12 protein-coding genes are annotated in these 15449 nt (G+C 55.4%); 8 read left to right on the top strand and 4 right to left on the bottom strand.

Annotation, left to right across the window (positions count from 1 at the left end):
- Nucleotides 1–45 precede the first annotated feature (45 nt).
- Entirely contained in the window at nucleotides 46–993 is a 948-nt protein-coding gene (locus SD425_RS06525; protein ID WP_324676653.1) for an aldo/keto reductase, read from the top strand.
- Between the two features lie 157 nt (nucleotides 994–1150).
- Nucleotides 1151–1876: a class I SAM-dependent methyltransferase gene (locus tag SD425_RS06520; RefSeq protein ID WP_324676651.1), complete on the top strand. Its 726-nt coding sequence runs from the start codon at nucleotides 1151–1153 to the stop codon at nucleotides 1874–1876.
- Nucleotides 1877–1888: 12 nt separating this feature from the next.
- Here the strand turns inward: SD425_RS06520 and SD425_RS06515 are convergent, their stop codons facing one another.
- Together SD425_RS06515 and SD425_RS06510 are read right to left on the bottom strand one after the other, a co-directional pair.
- Entirely contained in the window at nucleotides 1889–2470 is a 582-nt protein-coding gene (locus SD425_RS06515; RefSeq protein ID WP_324676649.1) for a YceI family protein, read from the bottom strand.
- A 42-nt stretch (nucleotides 2471–2512) separates the two neighbouring features.
- Nucleotides 2513–3025, bottom strand: coding sequence for a hypothetical protein (locus SD425_RS06510; RefSeq protein ID WP_324676647.1), 513 nt, complete (start codon nucleotides 3023–3025; stop codon nucleotides 2513–2515).
- A gap of 525 nt (nucleotides 3026–3550) precedes the next feature.
- On the opposite strand from SD425_RS06510, the gene SD425_RS06505 reads away from it, so the two are divergent.
- Both SD425_RS06505 and SD425_RS06500 read left to right on the top strand, forming a co-directional pair.
- Nucleotides 3551–4636 carry a helix-turn-helix domain-containing protein gene (locus tag SD425_RS06505; protein ID WP_324676645.1) on the top strand — a complete coding sequence of 362 codons (1086 nt, stop codon included), beginning with the start codon at nucleotides 3551–3553 and terminating at the stop codon, nucleotides 4634–4636.
- A 128-nt stretch (nucleotides 4637–4764) separates the two neighbouring features.
- Nucleotides 4765–6036, top strand: coding sequence for an acyltransferase family protein (locus tag SD425_RS06500; protein WP_324676643.1), 1272 nt, complete (start codon nucleotides 4765–4767; stop codon nucleotides 6034–6036).
- A 74-nt stretch (nucleotides 6037–6110) separates the two neighbouring features.
- Here the strand turns inward: SD425_RS06500 and SD425_RS06495 are convergent, their stop codons facing one another.
- Entirely contained in the window at nucleotides 6111–6995 is an 885-nt protein-coding gene (locus SD425_RS06495) for an SDR family oxidoreductase (RefSeq protein WP_324676641.1), read from the bottom strand.
- Between the two features lie 556 nt (nucleotides 6996–7551).
- On the opposite strand from SD425_RS06495, the gene SD425_RS06490 reads away from it, so the two are divergent.
- A complete protein-coding gene (locus tag SD425_RS06490; RefSeq protein ID WP_324676639.1) occupies nucleotides 7552–8103 on the top strand; it encodes a hypothetical protein in 552 nt (183 codons plus the stop codon).
- Between the two features lie 236 nt (nucleotides 8104–8339).
- Here SD425_RS06490 and SD425_RS06485 read toward each other — a convergent pair whose 3' ends face one another.
- Entirely contained in the window at nucleotides 8340–8924 is a 585-nt protein-coding gene (locus SD425_RS06485; RefSeq protein WP_324676637.1) for an RNA polymerase sigma-70 factor, read from the bottom strand.
- Nucleotides 8925–9333: 409 nt separating this feature from the next.
- Between SD425_RS06485 and SD425_RS06480 the strand changes: the two genes are divergently transcribed.
- From SD425_RS06480 to SD425_RS06470, 3 genes are read left to right on the top strand one after another with little or no spacing between them, the layout of a single operon-like run.
- On the top strand, nucleotides 9334–10368 hold the full coding sequence (locus SD425_RS06480; protein WP_324676635.1) for a FecR family protein: 1035 nt from the start codon (nucleotides 9334–9336) through the stop codon (nucleotides 10366–10368).
- On the top strand, nucleotides 10365–13790 hold the full coding sequence (locus tag SD425_RS06475; RefSeq protein ID WP_324676633.1) for a TonB-dependent receptor: 3426 nt from the start codon (nucleotides 10365–10367) through the stop codon (nucleotides 13788–13790). Before SD425_RS06480 ends, SD425_RS06475 begins: the two co-directional genes overlap by 4 nt.
- Nucleotides 13791–13808: 18 nt before the next feature.
- Nucleotides 13809–15419, top strand: coding sequence for a RagB/SusD family nutrient uptake outer membrane protein (locus SD425_RS06470; protein WP_324676631.1), 1611 nt, complete (start codon nucleotides 13809–13811; stop codon nucleotides 15417–15419).
- The last annotated feature ends 30 nt before the right edge of the window (nucleotides 15420–15449 follow it).

Genomic DNA, 15449 nt, shown 5'->3' with positions numbered 1-15449 from the left:
ACGCCTGGACTTTTCAATTCCGTTTGAACCACCACAACACCCCTCATGGAAAAGCGTGAATTAGGAAAATCTGGCCTGCAAGTAGCCCCTTGGGCCTTCGGCGGCAATGTTTTTGGCTGGACGATTGACGAGCCTACTTCTTTCAAATTGCTGGACGCCTTCGTGGACGCTGGCTTCAACTTCATCGATACTGCCGATGTGTACTCAGCGTGGGTGCCCGGCAACAAGGGAGGCGAGTCGGAAATTATTATCGGCAACTGGCTCAAGCAGCGTGGCAACCGCGAACAGCTCGTTATTGCCACCAAAGTGGGCAGCGAGATGGGCCCAGGCAAAAAAGGTCTGTCGAAAAATTACATCCGCCAGGCCGTAGAAGACAGCTTGCGCCGCTTACAAACCGACTACATCGACCTTTACCAGTCGCACCGCGACGACCCCGATACGCCGCAGGAGGAAACCCTGCAAGCTTATGCCGAGCTGATTAAGGAAGGCAAAGTGCGCGCTATTGGCGCTTCTAACTTCACCGCCGACCGACTGCGTTCGGCCCTGGAAATTAGCCAGCAACAAGGCTTACCGCGCTACGAAACCCTGCAACCCGACTATAACCTCTACGACCGCGCCGACTTCGAGCGGGAGCTAGAGCCACTTTGCCTGGAGCATAACCTAGGTGTTATCAACTACTTCGCCTTAGCCAGCGGGTTCCTCACGGGCAAGTACCGCTCGGAAGACGACTTCAAGAAAAGCCAGCGCGGCGGCGGCATGAAGAAGTACCTGAATGACCGCGGCTTCCGCATCCTGAAGGTGCTGGACGAAGTAGCTGAGCGCTACAACGCCACGCCGGCCGAAGTGTCGCTGGCTTGGCTTATCGCCCGGCCTAGCATCACGGCTCCCATTGCCAGCGCCACTAAAATCGAGCAATTGCAAGACCTCGCCAAGGCTACGGAATTGAAGCTCGACTCGGCCGCCGTCGACCAGCTGACGCAAGCCAGCGCTTAGAGGACAGATCATCTTTGACGAGCTAATCCGTTTGGATTGTCGTAATTGCCCCGGCTACTTTTGCTAGCCGGGGCTTTTTTTCTACTTTGAAACCTTATTCTGGTACCCTCCTGCTTATTACTAGTACTTTTCTTGTTCTTGTTACCTGTCTCTTTTTATGGATTCGCTGTCTCTCAGTACCGAGCACTATATTGGCAATGAGCTTTCCCTCTTCGAAAAAGCCGTCAACTGGAAAGCGTATTATGGCTCTAAGTTGAAGCCCTATCTCAAAAACCGAGTACTGGAAGTAGGCGCTGGTATTGGTGGCACAACCCTTTCCCTCTGCGACGGCTCCCAGAAGGAATGGCTGTGCGTGGAGCCCGACGCCGCCTTAGCAAGCGACGTATCCCGACTCATAGAAACCAAAAAGCTTCCCTCCTGCTGCCATCTGCACGTTGGCACGCTGTCCGATTTACCCAAACAAGCACCGTTCGACGCCATCATGTACATTGATGTGGTGGAGCACATCGAAGATGACCGCAGCGAGCTAGCTTTAGCGTATGAGCACTTGGCACCTAACGGTGTACTGATTGTGCTAGTACCGGCTTACCAATGGTTGTATAGCCCCTTCGACAAAGCGATTGGCCATTATCGGCGCTACACCCGCTCCATGCTCCTGAAAGCGATGCCGCCGCAAAGCAAGATTCTGCATGCCTGGTATTTGGATAGTGTAGGCCTATTAGCATCGGGCGCCAACAAGATGCTCCTGAAGCAAAGTGACCCCACCCCAAAACAGATTAAATTCTGGGACAGCTTGCTGGTTCCTGTCTCCAAGGTGACAGACAAAATCTTTCAGCATCGCTTCGGGAAATCAGTGCTTGTTATTGCGCAGAAGCCCGGCTAACGACAAGCACGATTAGTTGCGGGCTTGCCCGGCAGGCAGCATAGGCTTTGCTACTAAGTCAAACGCCAGTTGAAAATCGTTGCGGATGGCGTAATCACCTAGGTTCTGGAAGAAGCTCGTGGAATTGTAGGTAACGCCAAACGCAGTCCGGTCAACGGTAGCGGTGCCCGTCAGATGCAAGCCATCGGGGCGCTGCTCCACCGTCACGGGAAAGCGAATGGGTTTCGTGACCCGCTTTATGGTCAGCTGACCTACAGCTTGCCCCTGCGCCATTTCTTGTAGCACAAACGTAGCCGTTGGATACTGCTCAACGGCAAAGAAGTCGGCGCTACGCAGGTGCTCCTGTAGCTTCGCGTCGGCATGCGCTAGGGTCCGCATGTCTACTTCAAGGTGGCCGTTACGGAGTGCCTGGCCGTCGTACTCGAAGCTGCCCTGCCGCAGCCGTATGGTGCCACTCGGCGCCCAGGAGCCCACCTCGGCATGACCGGTCCACGTCAATTGGCTAGCCTTAGGCTCGATCTGATAACGCAGCGCCGCTGGGCGAAATGCAAGGGTAATAAAGGCGAGGCAGAAGAAAAGAACGAAGGATTTCATGGCTTTCGACGAGGTTGAAGTTGAAAAAGAGAAATAGCTACGCTAGGACCTAGGCTTAGCTTCGGTTTCGATCAGGCCCATGCCTTTGTAGAGTTTTCCGTTCTTGTCTTTGGCCAGAATGTACCAGAGCGCATCGCCGCCGTACAGGCGCTGGGCGCTGTCGGCGAAGCGGTAGTTCTTGACGAAAGTGTACGTAGTGCCTGCCTTCAGCCGACCACCAGGGCAATTGAACAATTCGGCAAACTCGGCGGGAGTTTCGCGCATGTTGGCTTGCCAACCCTCTTTGCTATACCAGATAAAGCTGCCGCACTCCACCACTTCTAAGTCGCCCACTTCGGAGCGAATCATGGTGCTGTGCTTCCAAACGTAATGACCGGGTTGTGCCGAACCAGGCTCGGGATAAACGGGGTTGGGAGTATGCCAGAGCGTGAGGCCAACCGGTACTTGCCGGAGCTTATCGGGTAGCACGCGGCTGTGGTCGGACCAGGCCGATTGCGCACAGAGGTGGAAGCTAGCTGCCAGGAGCAGGCTCAGTAGAAGCAGTAGTTTTTTCATGACCGTAGTTGCGTTGAAGTACGGTTCGAAGGTGGCAGGACCTAGCCTACCAAGCGCCCCAAGGCCGGATCTGGGGCGTACCACATCATGATTTGGGCCGTAGTAGGCTCTTTTAGTCGGGAAATTTGCGTGAAGAAGCCCTGCTCCTTGAGCTTAGCATTTACTTTCTAGCCTCCTCGGTAGTAGCCTTGATCTTACAGCGGCAGAGCTACAAATGATTTCGTTATCTTCTGCAGGCGACAAACGACAGCATGGATATTCTCTGGCTTGGCTACTTTCAAGTGTCGTCGAAGAAGTAAGCTCACTACTGCATAAACGGAGCTAGCCTAAGGCGCAAAACAGCAGGCGACCAGAATTCCCTTTAAATTTAGCTAGCTCATTTGCCTTCTTCTGTGCTTGCGTATGCTGCCCTTTCTCAACTTATGGTCCGTCTTGATTCTATTGGGCGCCGCTCAAGGACTATTGCTGAGCTGGACGTTCTTTTTTTCATCCCAAGGCATACGACTTAGCAACCGCCTACTGGGGTTGCTTACACTCACGCTAGCTCTGTTAGTCGTCGAGATTCTACTGTGCTACTCAGGCTACATTCAATTCGTGCCGTTTTTCGTAAGCCTCACTGAGCCGCTGAACTTCGTCATATCGCCGTTGCTGTATCTCTACATCCGCAGCATCATCGAGCCAGCGTTTCGCTGGCGGCCGCGCTATCTGGTGTTGCTACTGCCGGCTGCGGCGCACGCTCTGTACTTGGTACCCTTCTTTGCTCAGACCAACGCCTGGAAGCTGCGCACTGTAGCCGAGTCGTTTCACCAGCCGCATCCTGCTGCTCCGGAAGCGGCGCGCAATTTCTGGTGGTTTGCCACCTACACGCCGTTCTACAACGCTTTCTATGGTATACTAGGCAGCTACCTGCTGTTGTACCTAGGTTTGCAGCTTCGCCTACTACTCACCTACCAGCGCGAGCAAGCGGGCCGGCCTTCCCAGCCGACCCCGGCACTCAGTTGGTTGAAGCGCTTGGGCTTAGGGTTTAGCCTGCTACTGCTCGTCTACGTGGGCGCTACTACTTATTACCACTTCACTACGGGCTATGTCAACGATACCGGCGACGTGTGGGTGGCTTCTCTGATTTCGCTGCTTTTCTACGGGATGAGCGGCCGGGCCATTAGCCGTTCTAGTCTACTTACCCTTCAGCCCTCAGCCGAAGAGCCTGTACCGGAAGCTGCTACCCCACGCAAGAAATATGAAAAAACCGCGCTAAGCCCCGAAGCTTCCGGCGCAATCCTAGGTCGCCTCCGTACGCTGATGGCCGACACCAACGCCTACCGAAACCCTGATCTTTCCCTGGCCGAACTGGCTGCTCAACTGCATTTGCCGCCTCACCACCTCTCCCAAGTCATCAACGAGCAGTGCCAGCAAAATTTCTTCGATTTTGTCAATACCTACCGCATTGATGACGTGAAGCGTCAGCTCCAGAGCCCTGAAACGGCACACCTAAAGCTAGAAGAAATTGGGTTTACTGCGGGCTTCAACTCGAAATCTGCTTTCAACGCCGCCTTCAAAAAGCATACATTGACCACGCCCTCCGAATTTCGCAAAAATGCCTTGCTGCAGTAAAAACCCAGTTTGCAGGAAATTGTCACGTCCGGATTCGTAAGGTAGTACGCCGGGCTTGTAAGGTGTGTCGTACAGTGGCGGCGCCAACAGTAGATTTGAGTCTCGATTCACCTACAACCTTATCAGCCATGCGTCCTGCTACTGCTCTACCATCCACCGAAGCCCGTCGCTACGACCTCGATTGGCTTCGGGTCCTCGCCTTCGGCCTGCTAATATTTTATCATACGGGAATGGTTTTCGTGGGCTGGCAATTCCACCTCATGAGTCAGGTTAGCAGCCCGGTGCTGGAGCTGCCCATGGAGTTTTTGAATCAGTGGCGTATGCCGCTATTATTTGTAATTTCCGGAGTTGGCGTCACCTTTGCCCTGGGCCGTCGCAAGGCCGGCCAGTTCATCGGCGAGCGGCTACAACGTCTCTTGTTACCGCTAGCGTTTGGCATGCTGGTAGTGGTAGTGCCGCAGGTGTACTACGAGCGGCTAGCCCAAGGTGCGGGCTACACGTCTCTCCTCGACTTCTACCCGCATTACTTCGAAGGCACTTACCCCAAGGGTAACTTTACCTGGAATCACCTTTGGTTTATTGCTTACCTACTCCCCTTCTCGCTACTCAGTCTGCCGCTTTTCTTGCAACTGCGCAAGCCTGCTGCCCAGGTCCTACTTGCCCGCCTGAGCCAATGGCTCCAACGACCGGGTCGCGTGTTACTGTTTGCGCTGCCGCTTGTCTTCCTGCAACTCGTGCTACGCCCTTACTGGCCCGACCACCGCAATCTGGTTTCGGACTGGTTCAATTTTGCCTTCTACCTTACACTGTTTGTCTACGGCTACTTGTTCGGCCCCCTGGCGGGCTTCTGGCAAGCTGCCGAACGACAGCGCTACTTGTTCCTGACCCTAGGTCTGGCCGCCTTCAGCTTCTACTATTGGGGTGGTGATTTCTATTCCGCCTTTATCAGCGGCGCTATCAAACGGGCCGTACAAGGTATCAACTGCTGGTGCTGGATACTGGTCTGCATTGGTTTCGGGCGGCGCTATCTTAATCGAAACTCGCTACTACTCCAACGCGCCAACGAGGCAGTGTATCCGTTCTATATTCTGCACCAAACGGTACTCATCGCCTTGGGCTACTACGTGCTGCAATGGCCCGCTACCAACGCCGCCAAATTTCTGGTTATTGCCCTAGGTACTTTCGGGGGCACCTTGTTTCTCTACGCTGTTATCTACCGCTCTTCGGTACTCCGGATTCTGTTTGGAATGAAGCCGAAATCGTTCGCAGCTGAGCGGAAAGCAACGAAAACCAACGGGCACCAAAACACGCTACGGCTACTCCCTGTGACAGCAGGCAATAGCCGTAGCGCAGTTGATCAGGACGTTGACAGTTCCAGTTGGCCAGATCCCGTGCGGTAGTTTAGAAACGTAGCTGCGGCCTAACTTTTGGGCTCTTATTTCACTTACTCTCAATATCAACTGAGGGCAAAGAGCTAGGTAGCAAAATAGTGCCCCTGCTCCAAATCGGCCAACAAGCCGGAGTGCGTGGGGTGCCAGTTCAGGCGTTGCTGCGTTAGGGTGCTGGAGGCAGCTAGGTCCATACTGGCAAAGCGCGCTAGCCAGTTGAAATGCGTGGCGGCTTCCTCGACTGACTTTGACACCACCGGCACACTCAGGTGCCGACCGATGATAGCTGCCAGGTCGCGTAAGGAAATGCCTTCGTCGGCTACTCCGTGGTAACTCGCCCCGGCTGCCCCCTGCTCTAGCGCCAGCCGAAATAGGCGGGCCGCATCAAGCCGGTGTACTGCTGGCCAACGGTTTAGCCCTTCGCCAATGTACGCGGACTCACCTTTTTGCCTAGCCACTTGAATGAGGTAGGGCACAAAAGCGGAATCCCTCTCACCGTGCACCGACGCAGCCAACCGCACAACCATGGCCCGCACGCCTTGCGGCACCAAGGCTAGTGTCGTCTGCTCCGAGGTACGAACCGCGCCGGTAGGCACGTCATCCTCGGTTGGCAGTCGGTCTTTTGCCGACAGGCCAGCCATGCCCGAGGTCACCACTAGCGGCCGATTGGAACCAACCAGCACGCTACCCATCGCCTCAATGGCCCGGTTATCGGTGACGGCGGCGGCTTGGTACTGCGAGAAGTCGTGGTTGAAGGCCAGATGAATAACGCCATCAGCGGCTTCTGCGCCGCGCTTAAGGCTGTCGAGGTCGTTGAGGTCGCCTTGCAGCACCTCAGCCCCAGCCGCCGCTAGGGCCTGCGCCGATTTGTCGGAGCGAGCTAGGCCGAGTACCTGATGGCCCGCTTGCTGCAACTCCTGCACCACTGCCGAGCCCACATAGCCCGACGCTCCAGTTACAAAAACTTTCATACAATGACTGTGCTTAGATTAGTAGTACCAACTCCTGCACAAAGGTCCAGCACTGAGCGGAGGTCTACACTGCGCGAGGCAAACCATCTACTGTACAATTCACACATCCGCTTTAGCCCGAAAACAGGCAAGCAGCGCACAGGCGCTGGCTCATCTATATTAGGAGCGCCAATAAGCGGAAGCGCGAGGTGTGTGAATCAAACCTAGGTCTGTAGTAACTAGTATTCCCGCGGGGCATTCAAAACAGGGCGTAACTATAGCGTTCAGAAAAGCGACCATGTACCTAGGTGCAAATAGCAGAGCACGAGGTTGGCCCAAGAATGCAGGTATAGACGAGACAGAAAGGAAAACCAAAGCGAGCTTAAAGCATGCTTAAAACACACCAATGAAAACAAGTATACACTGTTACTTTGAAATACAAAGTTCTTTCTTTTCCTTTACAGTATTATAACTCGCGGTGCTTCGCGCTGAGTTACTACTGCCGAGACCTGGCCCTTCTTTCTTAGCTGGCTTTAGTAATTGCTCTTCTGTTCCTTAAACTAAAAACAACACAGTCATGACGTTAACCAGAAGCCTCGTTCGTCTTATGCTGGTAACAGCATTCCTCTTGCTGATCCCTTTGGTGGCAATGCAGTTCACCACCGAAGTGACCTGGACCTTGTTCGATTTCGTTGTCGCTGGCACTCTCCTGTTTGGTACAGGCCTCGCATATGAGTTAGTTGCGCGGCTGGGGAACACCAGTGCGTATCGCATGGCCGTTGGGGCTGCGCTGGCCGTTGCGCTGCTACTTGTTTGGACGAATCTAGCGGTAGGGCTCATCGGCAGTGAAAATAACCCCGCCAACCTACTTTATGGTGGAGTGCTTGCCGTGGGACTGATTGGGGCTATCCTTGCGCGTTTCCGGCCGCTGGGGATGGTGCGCACGCTATATGCCGTGGCATTCGCGCAAGCGCTAGTGCCGGTAATTGCACTAGTTATTTGGCGCCCTCAAATAGAATCGAGAGGAATTCTAGAGGCGTTTGGAGTAACAACGTTCTTTGTTGTGCTGTGGGTTGGGTCGGCGTTGCTGTTCCGCCGCGCCAGTGCAGTTGGCTCGCCTAAAAACTGACTGCTTCCGTAACGGTTTCGTATGCCAAGCCCTTCCTACCCGCATGGTCCGTCAGCCCAAACAAAGAGGACGACAGACCATGCGGGTAGGAAGGGCTTGGCGTAAATAACTAATGAAGTGGCAGCAGCTAGGCAAAAGCTAGCTATTTATACTCACCACCGAGCCTGTTCGCCACGTGGCGGCTAGAGAACACTGACAAGGTTGGAAACCGTAGTTTGCAGAAGGCCGCTAGAAAACTACAGTGAGCACAGGATGAGAACCAGCGCCAAAGACATGCCGTGGGCTTGAAAGTACAGCTTCAAGAACTTCAGGGCGTGCGTCATCTGGTTTTCCACGCACTTCACCGAGATGTTCAGTTCTTTCGCAATCATTGCGTGTGACAAGCCCTGTTGACGGCTGAGGGCAAATATCTGCCGACGACGCGAGGGCAATTGGGCCACCGCTAGCTGATAAAGCTCCTCCATCTCTTGGTACTCCATGATCTTGCTGGGGCTACCTTCCTCAATGAGCAGTTCCCCATCGCAGTCCTCGAATACCCAGTACCGCTGGCGGCGCAGCTGCTTTAAAATAGCTCGGTAAGCCGAGGTGTAGAGGTAGGTTTTGAACACGATGTCTTGGTCGAACTCGTGCCGCCGCTCCCATAGTTTCAGAAAACAATCCTGTACTACTTCCTCCGCATCAGCATGACTCTTCAGGTAGCCATGCACAAAACGGCACAAGGCAGGAGCGTGCTGATCAAACAGCATGTCGAACGCCGCCGTGTCATTTTGTTGGAGGCGTTCTAAGCAATAGTGGTCGGAGAATTCTTTTACGACTTTCAAGGGAAAGTAGGCAGTAGTAAAAGCTTGCACACAAGCCTAAGTACCTAAAGATAAACAACCTTAGAACAAATAACCTAGGGCAAGTTTCTGCAAGATATAGAAAACTTATCCCATCCTTAAATACAAGGTAGAACAAGAATTTTACTACTTCGCCTTGGGCTACCTGCTCGGTTAATACAACAAACCACCACCGATATCGGAGGGAGGCTAGGTTAGGTATAGAAATACCTGGAAGGGCATGCTGATGCGGTAATCACAGCACGATTAGCTTTTAGTCAATGCAATTTTTCGGGTTGATATCTAAGTAGTTACGTTCAATAACCACCGGCGTAAAAAAATATTTCCGGGGTGCGTTGGGGGAGTGGCTACTTCGTGGCTTTTACTACACAGAGAAGTAGCGAACTTGCCTATGCCCAGAGAAATTGACTACGAAGCCTGCCTGCGCTATGTGCGAGGCGCTTCCTCATTAGAGGAAGCGCGGGCTGTTCGCGCTTGGCTTGCGGATCCGGCCAACGAGTTGCTCGCCCACTATTGGATGGGGCAGCACGCCCAAGAGCCCGAACTAGCGCGCAAGTCCGATGACAACGATCCGTATGACTACGCCAGCATGCGCGAGAACATCTATGCGCGCATGCAACTGGAGGTTGCTCCAACTGCTAACGCGACTCGCCCCAGTACTTGGCGCCGTTGGGCGGCTGCGGCTGCTGTGGTCAGCGCCGTAGCTAGCACGGGTTGGTTCCTACATGAGCGCAACCAAGTGGTGGAGCCCACAGTAGCTAGCTATGCTACTCCGTATGGCCGGACCCAAGTTGTCCAACTACCTGATGGGTCGGAGGTAACCTTGAACGCGCATTCTACGGTGCGCTACGCTGCAACGCCCGACCCGGAGCGTCCGCGCGAGGTGTGGCTGGATGGAGAAGCTTATTTCTCCGTGAAACACTTACCTGATAACAAGCCTTTTGTGGTGCATACCACGGCGGGTTTTGCGGTAGAGGTACTTGGCACCAAGTTCACCGTGTACCGGCGCCACGAGCAGGCGCGAGTCGTGCTGCTCTCGGGTAAGGTGCAAGTTGCGTTTGCCGATTCCACCCGGCGTAAGGTGATTCTGAAGCCGGGCGAGCTCCTCCAGACTTCCGATAAGGAGCCGAAGAAAGTGGTGCACCAAGCCGTGCAAGCTGCTTCTTACGCCGCTTGGACGGATGACAAAATGGTCTTTGACGCTACCTCTATTGCAGACATTGCCACCCGCTTACAAGACACTTATGGGGTGGAGGTAGAAGTAGCTAGCCCCGACTTGAAGAAGCGCAAGTTCACGGGCACCTTTCCTGTAGACAACCTAGACCTCCTCTGCGAAAACCTAGCGGCTACCTTTCACCTGCAAATTGTGCATCGGCAGAACCGGCTTATTTTATCTAATTACCCTTCTTCCCACCATACTCCATGAACCTACCTCCTACCCTACCTGACAGACCCGGTTCTCGCTTACTGCTCTGCACAGCGAGTGCGCTGTTGCTAAATGCATTTAGCACGCCGGTATCGGCGCAGCTGCTCGCTTCCACGCAGCGCATGCATACGCGGCAAGCTGCGGTTGAGGCAGTACCTCTTAAACACCTGCTAAAACAATGGGAGAAACAGTACAAGAGCATCATTGCCTACGACACTGACCTCGTCGAGGACAAGCGTGTAATTCCTCCAACTGAAGTATCTACTCTGGATGCTCGGCTTACGAGTGTGCTTCCCCAAGTAGGCTTGAGCTTCAAAAAGCTGCATGCAAACGATTACGTTATTACCCCCGTCGAAATTAGACGCGTCACGTCTTCTGCAAACGTTTCCGCCACACAGGATATCACGGTAGCTGGCCGTGTGGTAGACAGCAAAGGCGCTGGTCTGCCCGGCGTGACGGTCGTAGTGAAAGGTACTACCCTAGGTACCGGCACCGGACCCGACGGCAGCTTCAGCCTGCAAGCGCCTGAGAATAGTACGCTGGTATTCAGCTTCGTTGGCTTTGCTCGTCAAGAAATAGCCATACAAGGCGCGACTAGCAACTTGACCGTTACGCTAGCCGAAGACGCGAAAGCGCTAAGTGAAGTGGTGGTGGTAGGCTACGGCACTCAGCAGAAGGCTGAAGTGACGGGCGCTCTTAACACAGTATCGGCTCCGGCCCTAGAAAACCGGCCCGTGACCAACCTAGCCCAAGCCCTCCAAGGTACGGCCCCCAACCTCACGATTCAGCAGAGCAGCGCCGAGCCGGGTGCCGGCCTCAACATCAATATTCGGGGCGTAGGCACCCTAGGTAACGCCTCGCCGCTGGTGATTGTCGATGGCATTGCGGGCTCACTCAACTCGCTTAATCCCAACGACATTGAAAGTATAACGGTACTGAAGGATGCGGCGTCGGCGGCTATTTATGGCTCGCGGGGAGCGAATGGCGTGCTGCTTGTCACCACCAAGAAGGGCACGCTCAATCAAAAGCCGGTATTAACGTACAACACGCTCGTTGGCTGGCAGTCACCTAACTTCCTACGCCGCCCTGTGACGGGCCTGCAATTTATGCAGCTCAAGAATGAGGCGCTGGTCAACTCGGGGCAAGCGCCGCAGTTCTCGCCTCAGCAGATGCGCGACTTCGCGGCCCACGGCGACTACCAGTGGTACCTAGATGCGGTGCTGAAAAAGCAAGCCTTACAGCAAAACCACAACCTCAGCCTCAGTGGCGGCTCGGGCAAGACGCGCTACCTGATGTCGCTGGGCTACGTGGACCAGAATAGCTTATTTGTAGGCGACAAATATGGGTTCAAGCGCCTCAATGCTCGCCTGAACTTGAGCACGCAAGTCACAGACAAGCTTTCAGTAGGCGCTATTTTCTCCTACGCCCGCGTGAGCACCCGTGAGCACGCATTCATCACCGACTGGATCATCAGCGATGCGGTGCGCATTCCGGTTATCTACCCCCTACAGGATTCGCTGGGCAACTACGTGACGCCGGCCACCTCAAGCGACAACCCAGTGAACCGGCTGCGAAACGGCGGCTTACGCACCAACTCGAACGACAACGGCTACGGCAACCTCAACGCCGAATACGAAGTGATTAAGGGCTTGAAGCTGCGCGGCCTCGTAGGCGGCGACCTGTGGAACTACCGCATGAACGAGTTCACGCGCAGCCTTCAGTACGTGACGCTCGACGGCTCACCTACCTCGGGTGGCGACGGCAACAACTCTGTTACCGACCGCACCCAGCGCACGCTGCTCACCAACTACCAAGCTACGGCCAACTACGAGCACACTTTCGCCCAAAAGCATGAGGTGAAAGCGCTAGTAGGGTATTCGAGTGAGCACTACAACGACGACCGTGCTGGTATTCACGTGATTAACGTACCCGGCAACGACTTCGGGGTAATTAGCAACGGCACGACGTACGCGGCCATTTCTGACCCTAGCGGCGTGAACCACGCCAACGGCACCTACGGCAACAATGAGCAGTGGGCGCTGAACTCGGTATTTGGTCGCTTGAACTACGCCTTTGCCGGCAAATACCTCATCGAAGGTAGCTTCCGGTATGATGGTTCGTCTCGATTTGCCAGCAACAAGCGTTGGGGCTTCTTCCCATCGGTGTCGGCAGGCTGGCGTCCCTTGGAGGAGAACTTCATGTCTTTCCTACAGCCAACCTTCAGTGACTTGAAAGTGCGGGGCTCCATCGGGCAGCTTGGCAACCAGAACATTGGCCTTTACCGCTACTTGAGCACCATCAGCACCGCACCAGGTGCCTACTCGTTTGGCGAGCAGCCCGTACCGGGCGCCAACTTCAGCACCGCCAACCGCGACATCACGTGGGAAACCGCGACGATGGGCAACATCGGGGTGGATGCCGCCTTCTTTAAGAATGCCCTGTCGGTTAGCTTCGACTACTTCGACAAGCGCACCAGCGACATCCTGATCGACCTGCCGGTAGCTGGCGCTTTTGGCGCGGGCGCTCCGACCCAAAACGCAGCTAGCGTCCGCAACCAAGGCTGGGAAGTTTCGGCTACCTACCGCCTGCGCACCGAGCGTGGCTTCAACCAGAGCCTGACGTTGAACGCCGCCGATACTCGCAACCTGGTGACTGACACCAAGGGCGTAGAAACGATTCGGGGTGGCGACGCCACGAACATCATCCGCGAGGGCTTCCCCATCAACTCGTACTACGGCTACCGCACCAACGGCATTTACCAGACGATGGAAGAAATAAATGCTGGTCCGAAGCCTGCGTTTGTAGCGCCCGGCGCGCTGCGCCCCGGTGACATTCGCTACGTGGACCGCAACGGGGACGGCGTGATCAACCAAGATGACCGCTACGTGCTAGGTAACCCCTTCCCACGCTACACCTTCGGTGCTACCTACACCGCTGATTACAAAGGTTTTGACTTAGTAGTATTTGTACAAGGCGTGGGCAAGCGTAACCTGTACATCCGGGGCGAAGGCGTAGAAGCCTTCCACAATAACTGGGAAAACGTGTACGCCCAGCACCTCGACCGCTGGACGCCAACCAACACGGACGCCTCATATCCGCGCCTGACCATCGGTACGGCGTCGACCAACAACAACCAAGGCTCGGACTACTGGCTGCGCAACGGCGCTTACGCTCGCCTCAAAAACGTGCAGTTAGGTTATACGCTGCCAGCCACGTTCACCAGCAAAGCGGGTATTGAGCAGCTGCGCGTTTTCGTATCGGGCCAAGATCTTCTAACCATTAGCCATTTGCGCAAGATTGGGTTTGATCCTGAAATCTCGGAGTTCAGCGAGAGTGTGGGCCTAGGTGGCGGCACGGGCAGCAGCGGCCGCGTGTACCCAAGCGTCCGCCTGGTGACCCTAGGTCTTAATGTTTCTTTCTAACTCCCCATTTGCACTTCCATGAACCGTAATTTTCGCTATACGCTGCTCCTGGGGCTAGGACTTGGCATGGGCCTTTCCGGCTGCCAAGACCTTGACATAACGCCCTCCGACCGTCCCACCGACGCCACCTTCTGGACCCAGGCCGCCGACGCATCAAACGTGTTGAACTCCTGCTACGCGGGCCTCTACTCCAGCGAGTACTTCTTCTTCAACGAGACGCTCTCCGACAACGCCTTTAACAAGAGCGACGTGGACGGCTCCAACGCCCGCAACATTGCCGAAGGCGCTTACGGCACCAACCAGTCGCGTATCACCAACGAGTGGGGCTTCCATTACGGCGGTATCCGCGCCTGCAATCGGCTACTGAACAACATCAACAAGATCACAAGCCTAGATGCCAACCTCAAAGCCCGCTACATTGCCGAGGCGCAGGCCATCCGTGCTTTCCACTACTTCCAATTGATGACGTGGTATGGCGACGTGCCCCTTATCACCACGGAAGTAAGTGTGACCGAGGCTAACGCCCTGCCCCGCGCTTCGCGCGCCGACGTGCTAGCTTTTGTGCTGAGTGAGCTAGATGCAGCAGCGGGCGTGCTGCCCGTGAATACGGCGTACAGTGCCGAGAACAAAGGTCGCTTCACCAAAGGCGGAGCCCTCGCATTGAAAGCCCGCGTGCTGCTCTACGAAGGCCGGTGGGCGGATGTGTCAGCTGTTACAACGCAGCTAATCAATGGGCAAGCCGGTACGTACAGTTTATTCCCAACCTACGCGGGCGTGTTCTCGCCAGCCAATGAGAACAACAGCGAGGACGTACTCGACATGCAGTATGCCTTCCCCTCGCGGACGTATAATGTGCAGCGCCAATTCATTCCGCGCACCGAGGGCAAGCTTGTCTGCTCCATTGCTCCAACCCAGGAGCTGGTAAACGACTATGTGATGGCTAATGGCAAAGCCATCAACGAAGCGGGTTCGGGTTACAACGAGACCACGCCGTACACGGGCCGCGACCCACGCTTTTCGACTACGTTGGTGTACGATGGCTACGTGTGGAAGCGCCCCGACGGCTCTAACATCACCATTCGCACCTTCCCTGGCACCGGCGACAACTCCGTGGACCGGGCCGATGCTAGCCCCACCGGCTATTACTCATCGAAGTACTTTGACCCGACCGCTGATGCCAACCTGAACTCGGGCCTGAACCTGATGCTGATTCGCTACGCCGATGTGCTACTCATGCACGCCGAAGCGCTGAACGAGCAAGGTAAGCTCACGGCCGCCGACTGGAACAGCACCATTGGTGCTCTGCGGCGCCGAGCCGGCTTCACTGATGCGGCAGCCCTCAACTTCCCTAGCGGCGACCAAGCTAGCCTGCGCACGATCGTACGCCGGGAGCGCCGCACCGAGCTAGCCATGGAAGGCTTGCGCATCTTCGACATTCGCCGGTGGCGCACTGCCGAAACGGTGCTCAACGGCTATGCGCACGGCATCAAGACGGGCGACCCGGCCGTGGACAACGGCTACATACGCGTGGATCAGCGCACATTCGATCCGGCCAAGCACTACCTCTGGCCCGTGCCTCAGCGGGAGCGTGACATCAACGCAAACCTAACGCAGAACCCAGGCTGGTAAGCCTAGCCCCTTTTCTCCCTTCCCATCTCT

The sequence above is a fragment of the Hymenobacter sp. GOD-10R genome (assembly GCF_035609205.1).
Taxonomy (GTDB): Bacteria; Bacteroidota; Bacteroidia; order Cytophagales; family Hymenobacteraceae; genus Hymenobacter.
Note: the sequence above shows the minus strand (reverse complement) of the source record. Positions and strands in the feature narration are given on the sequence as shown.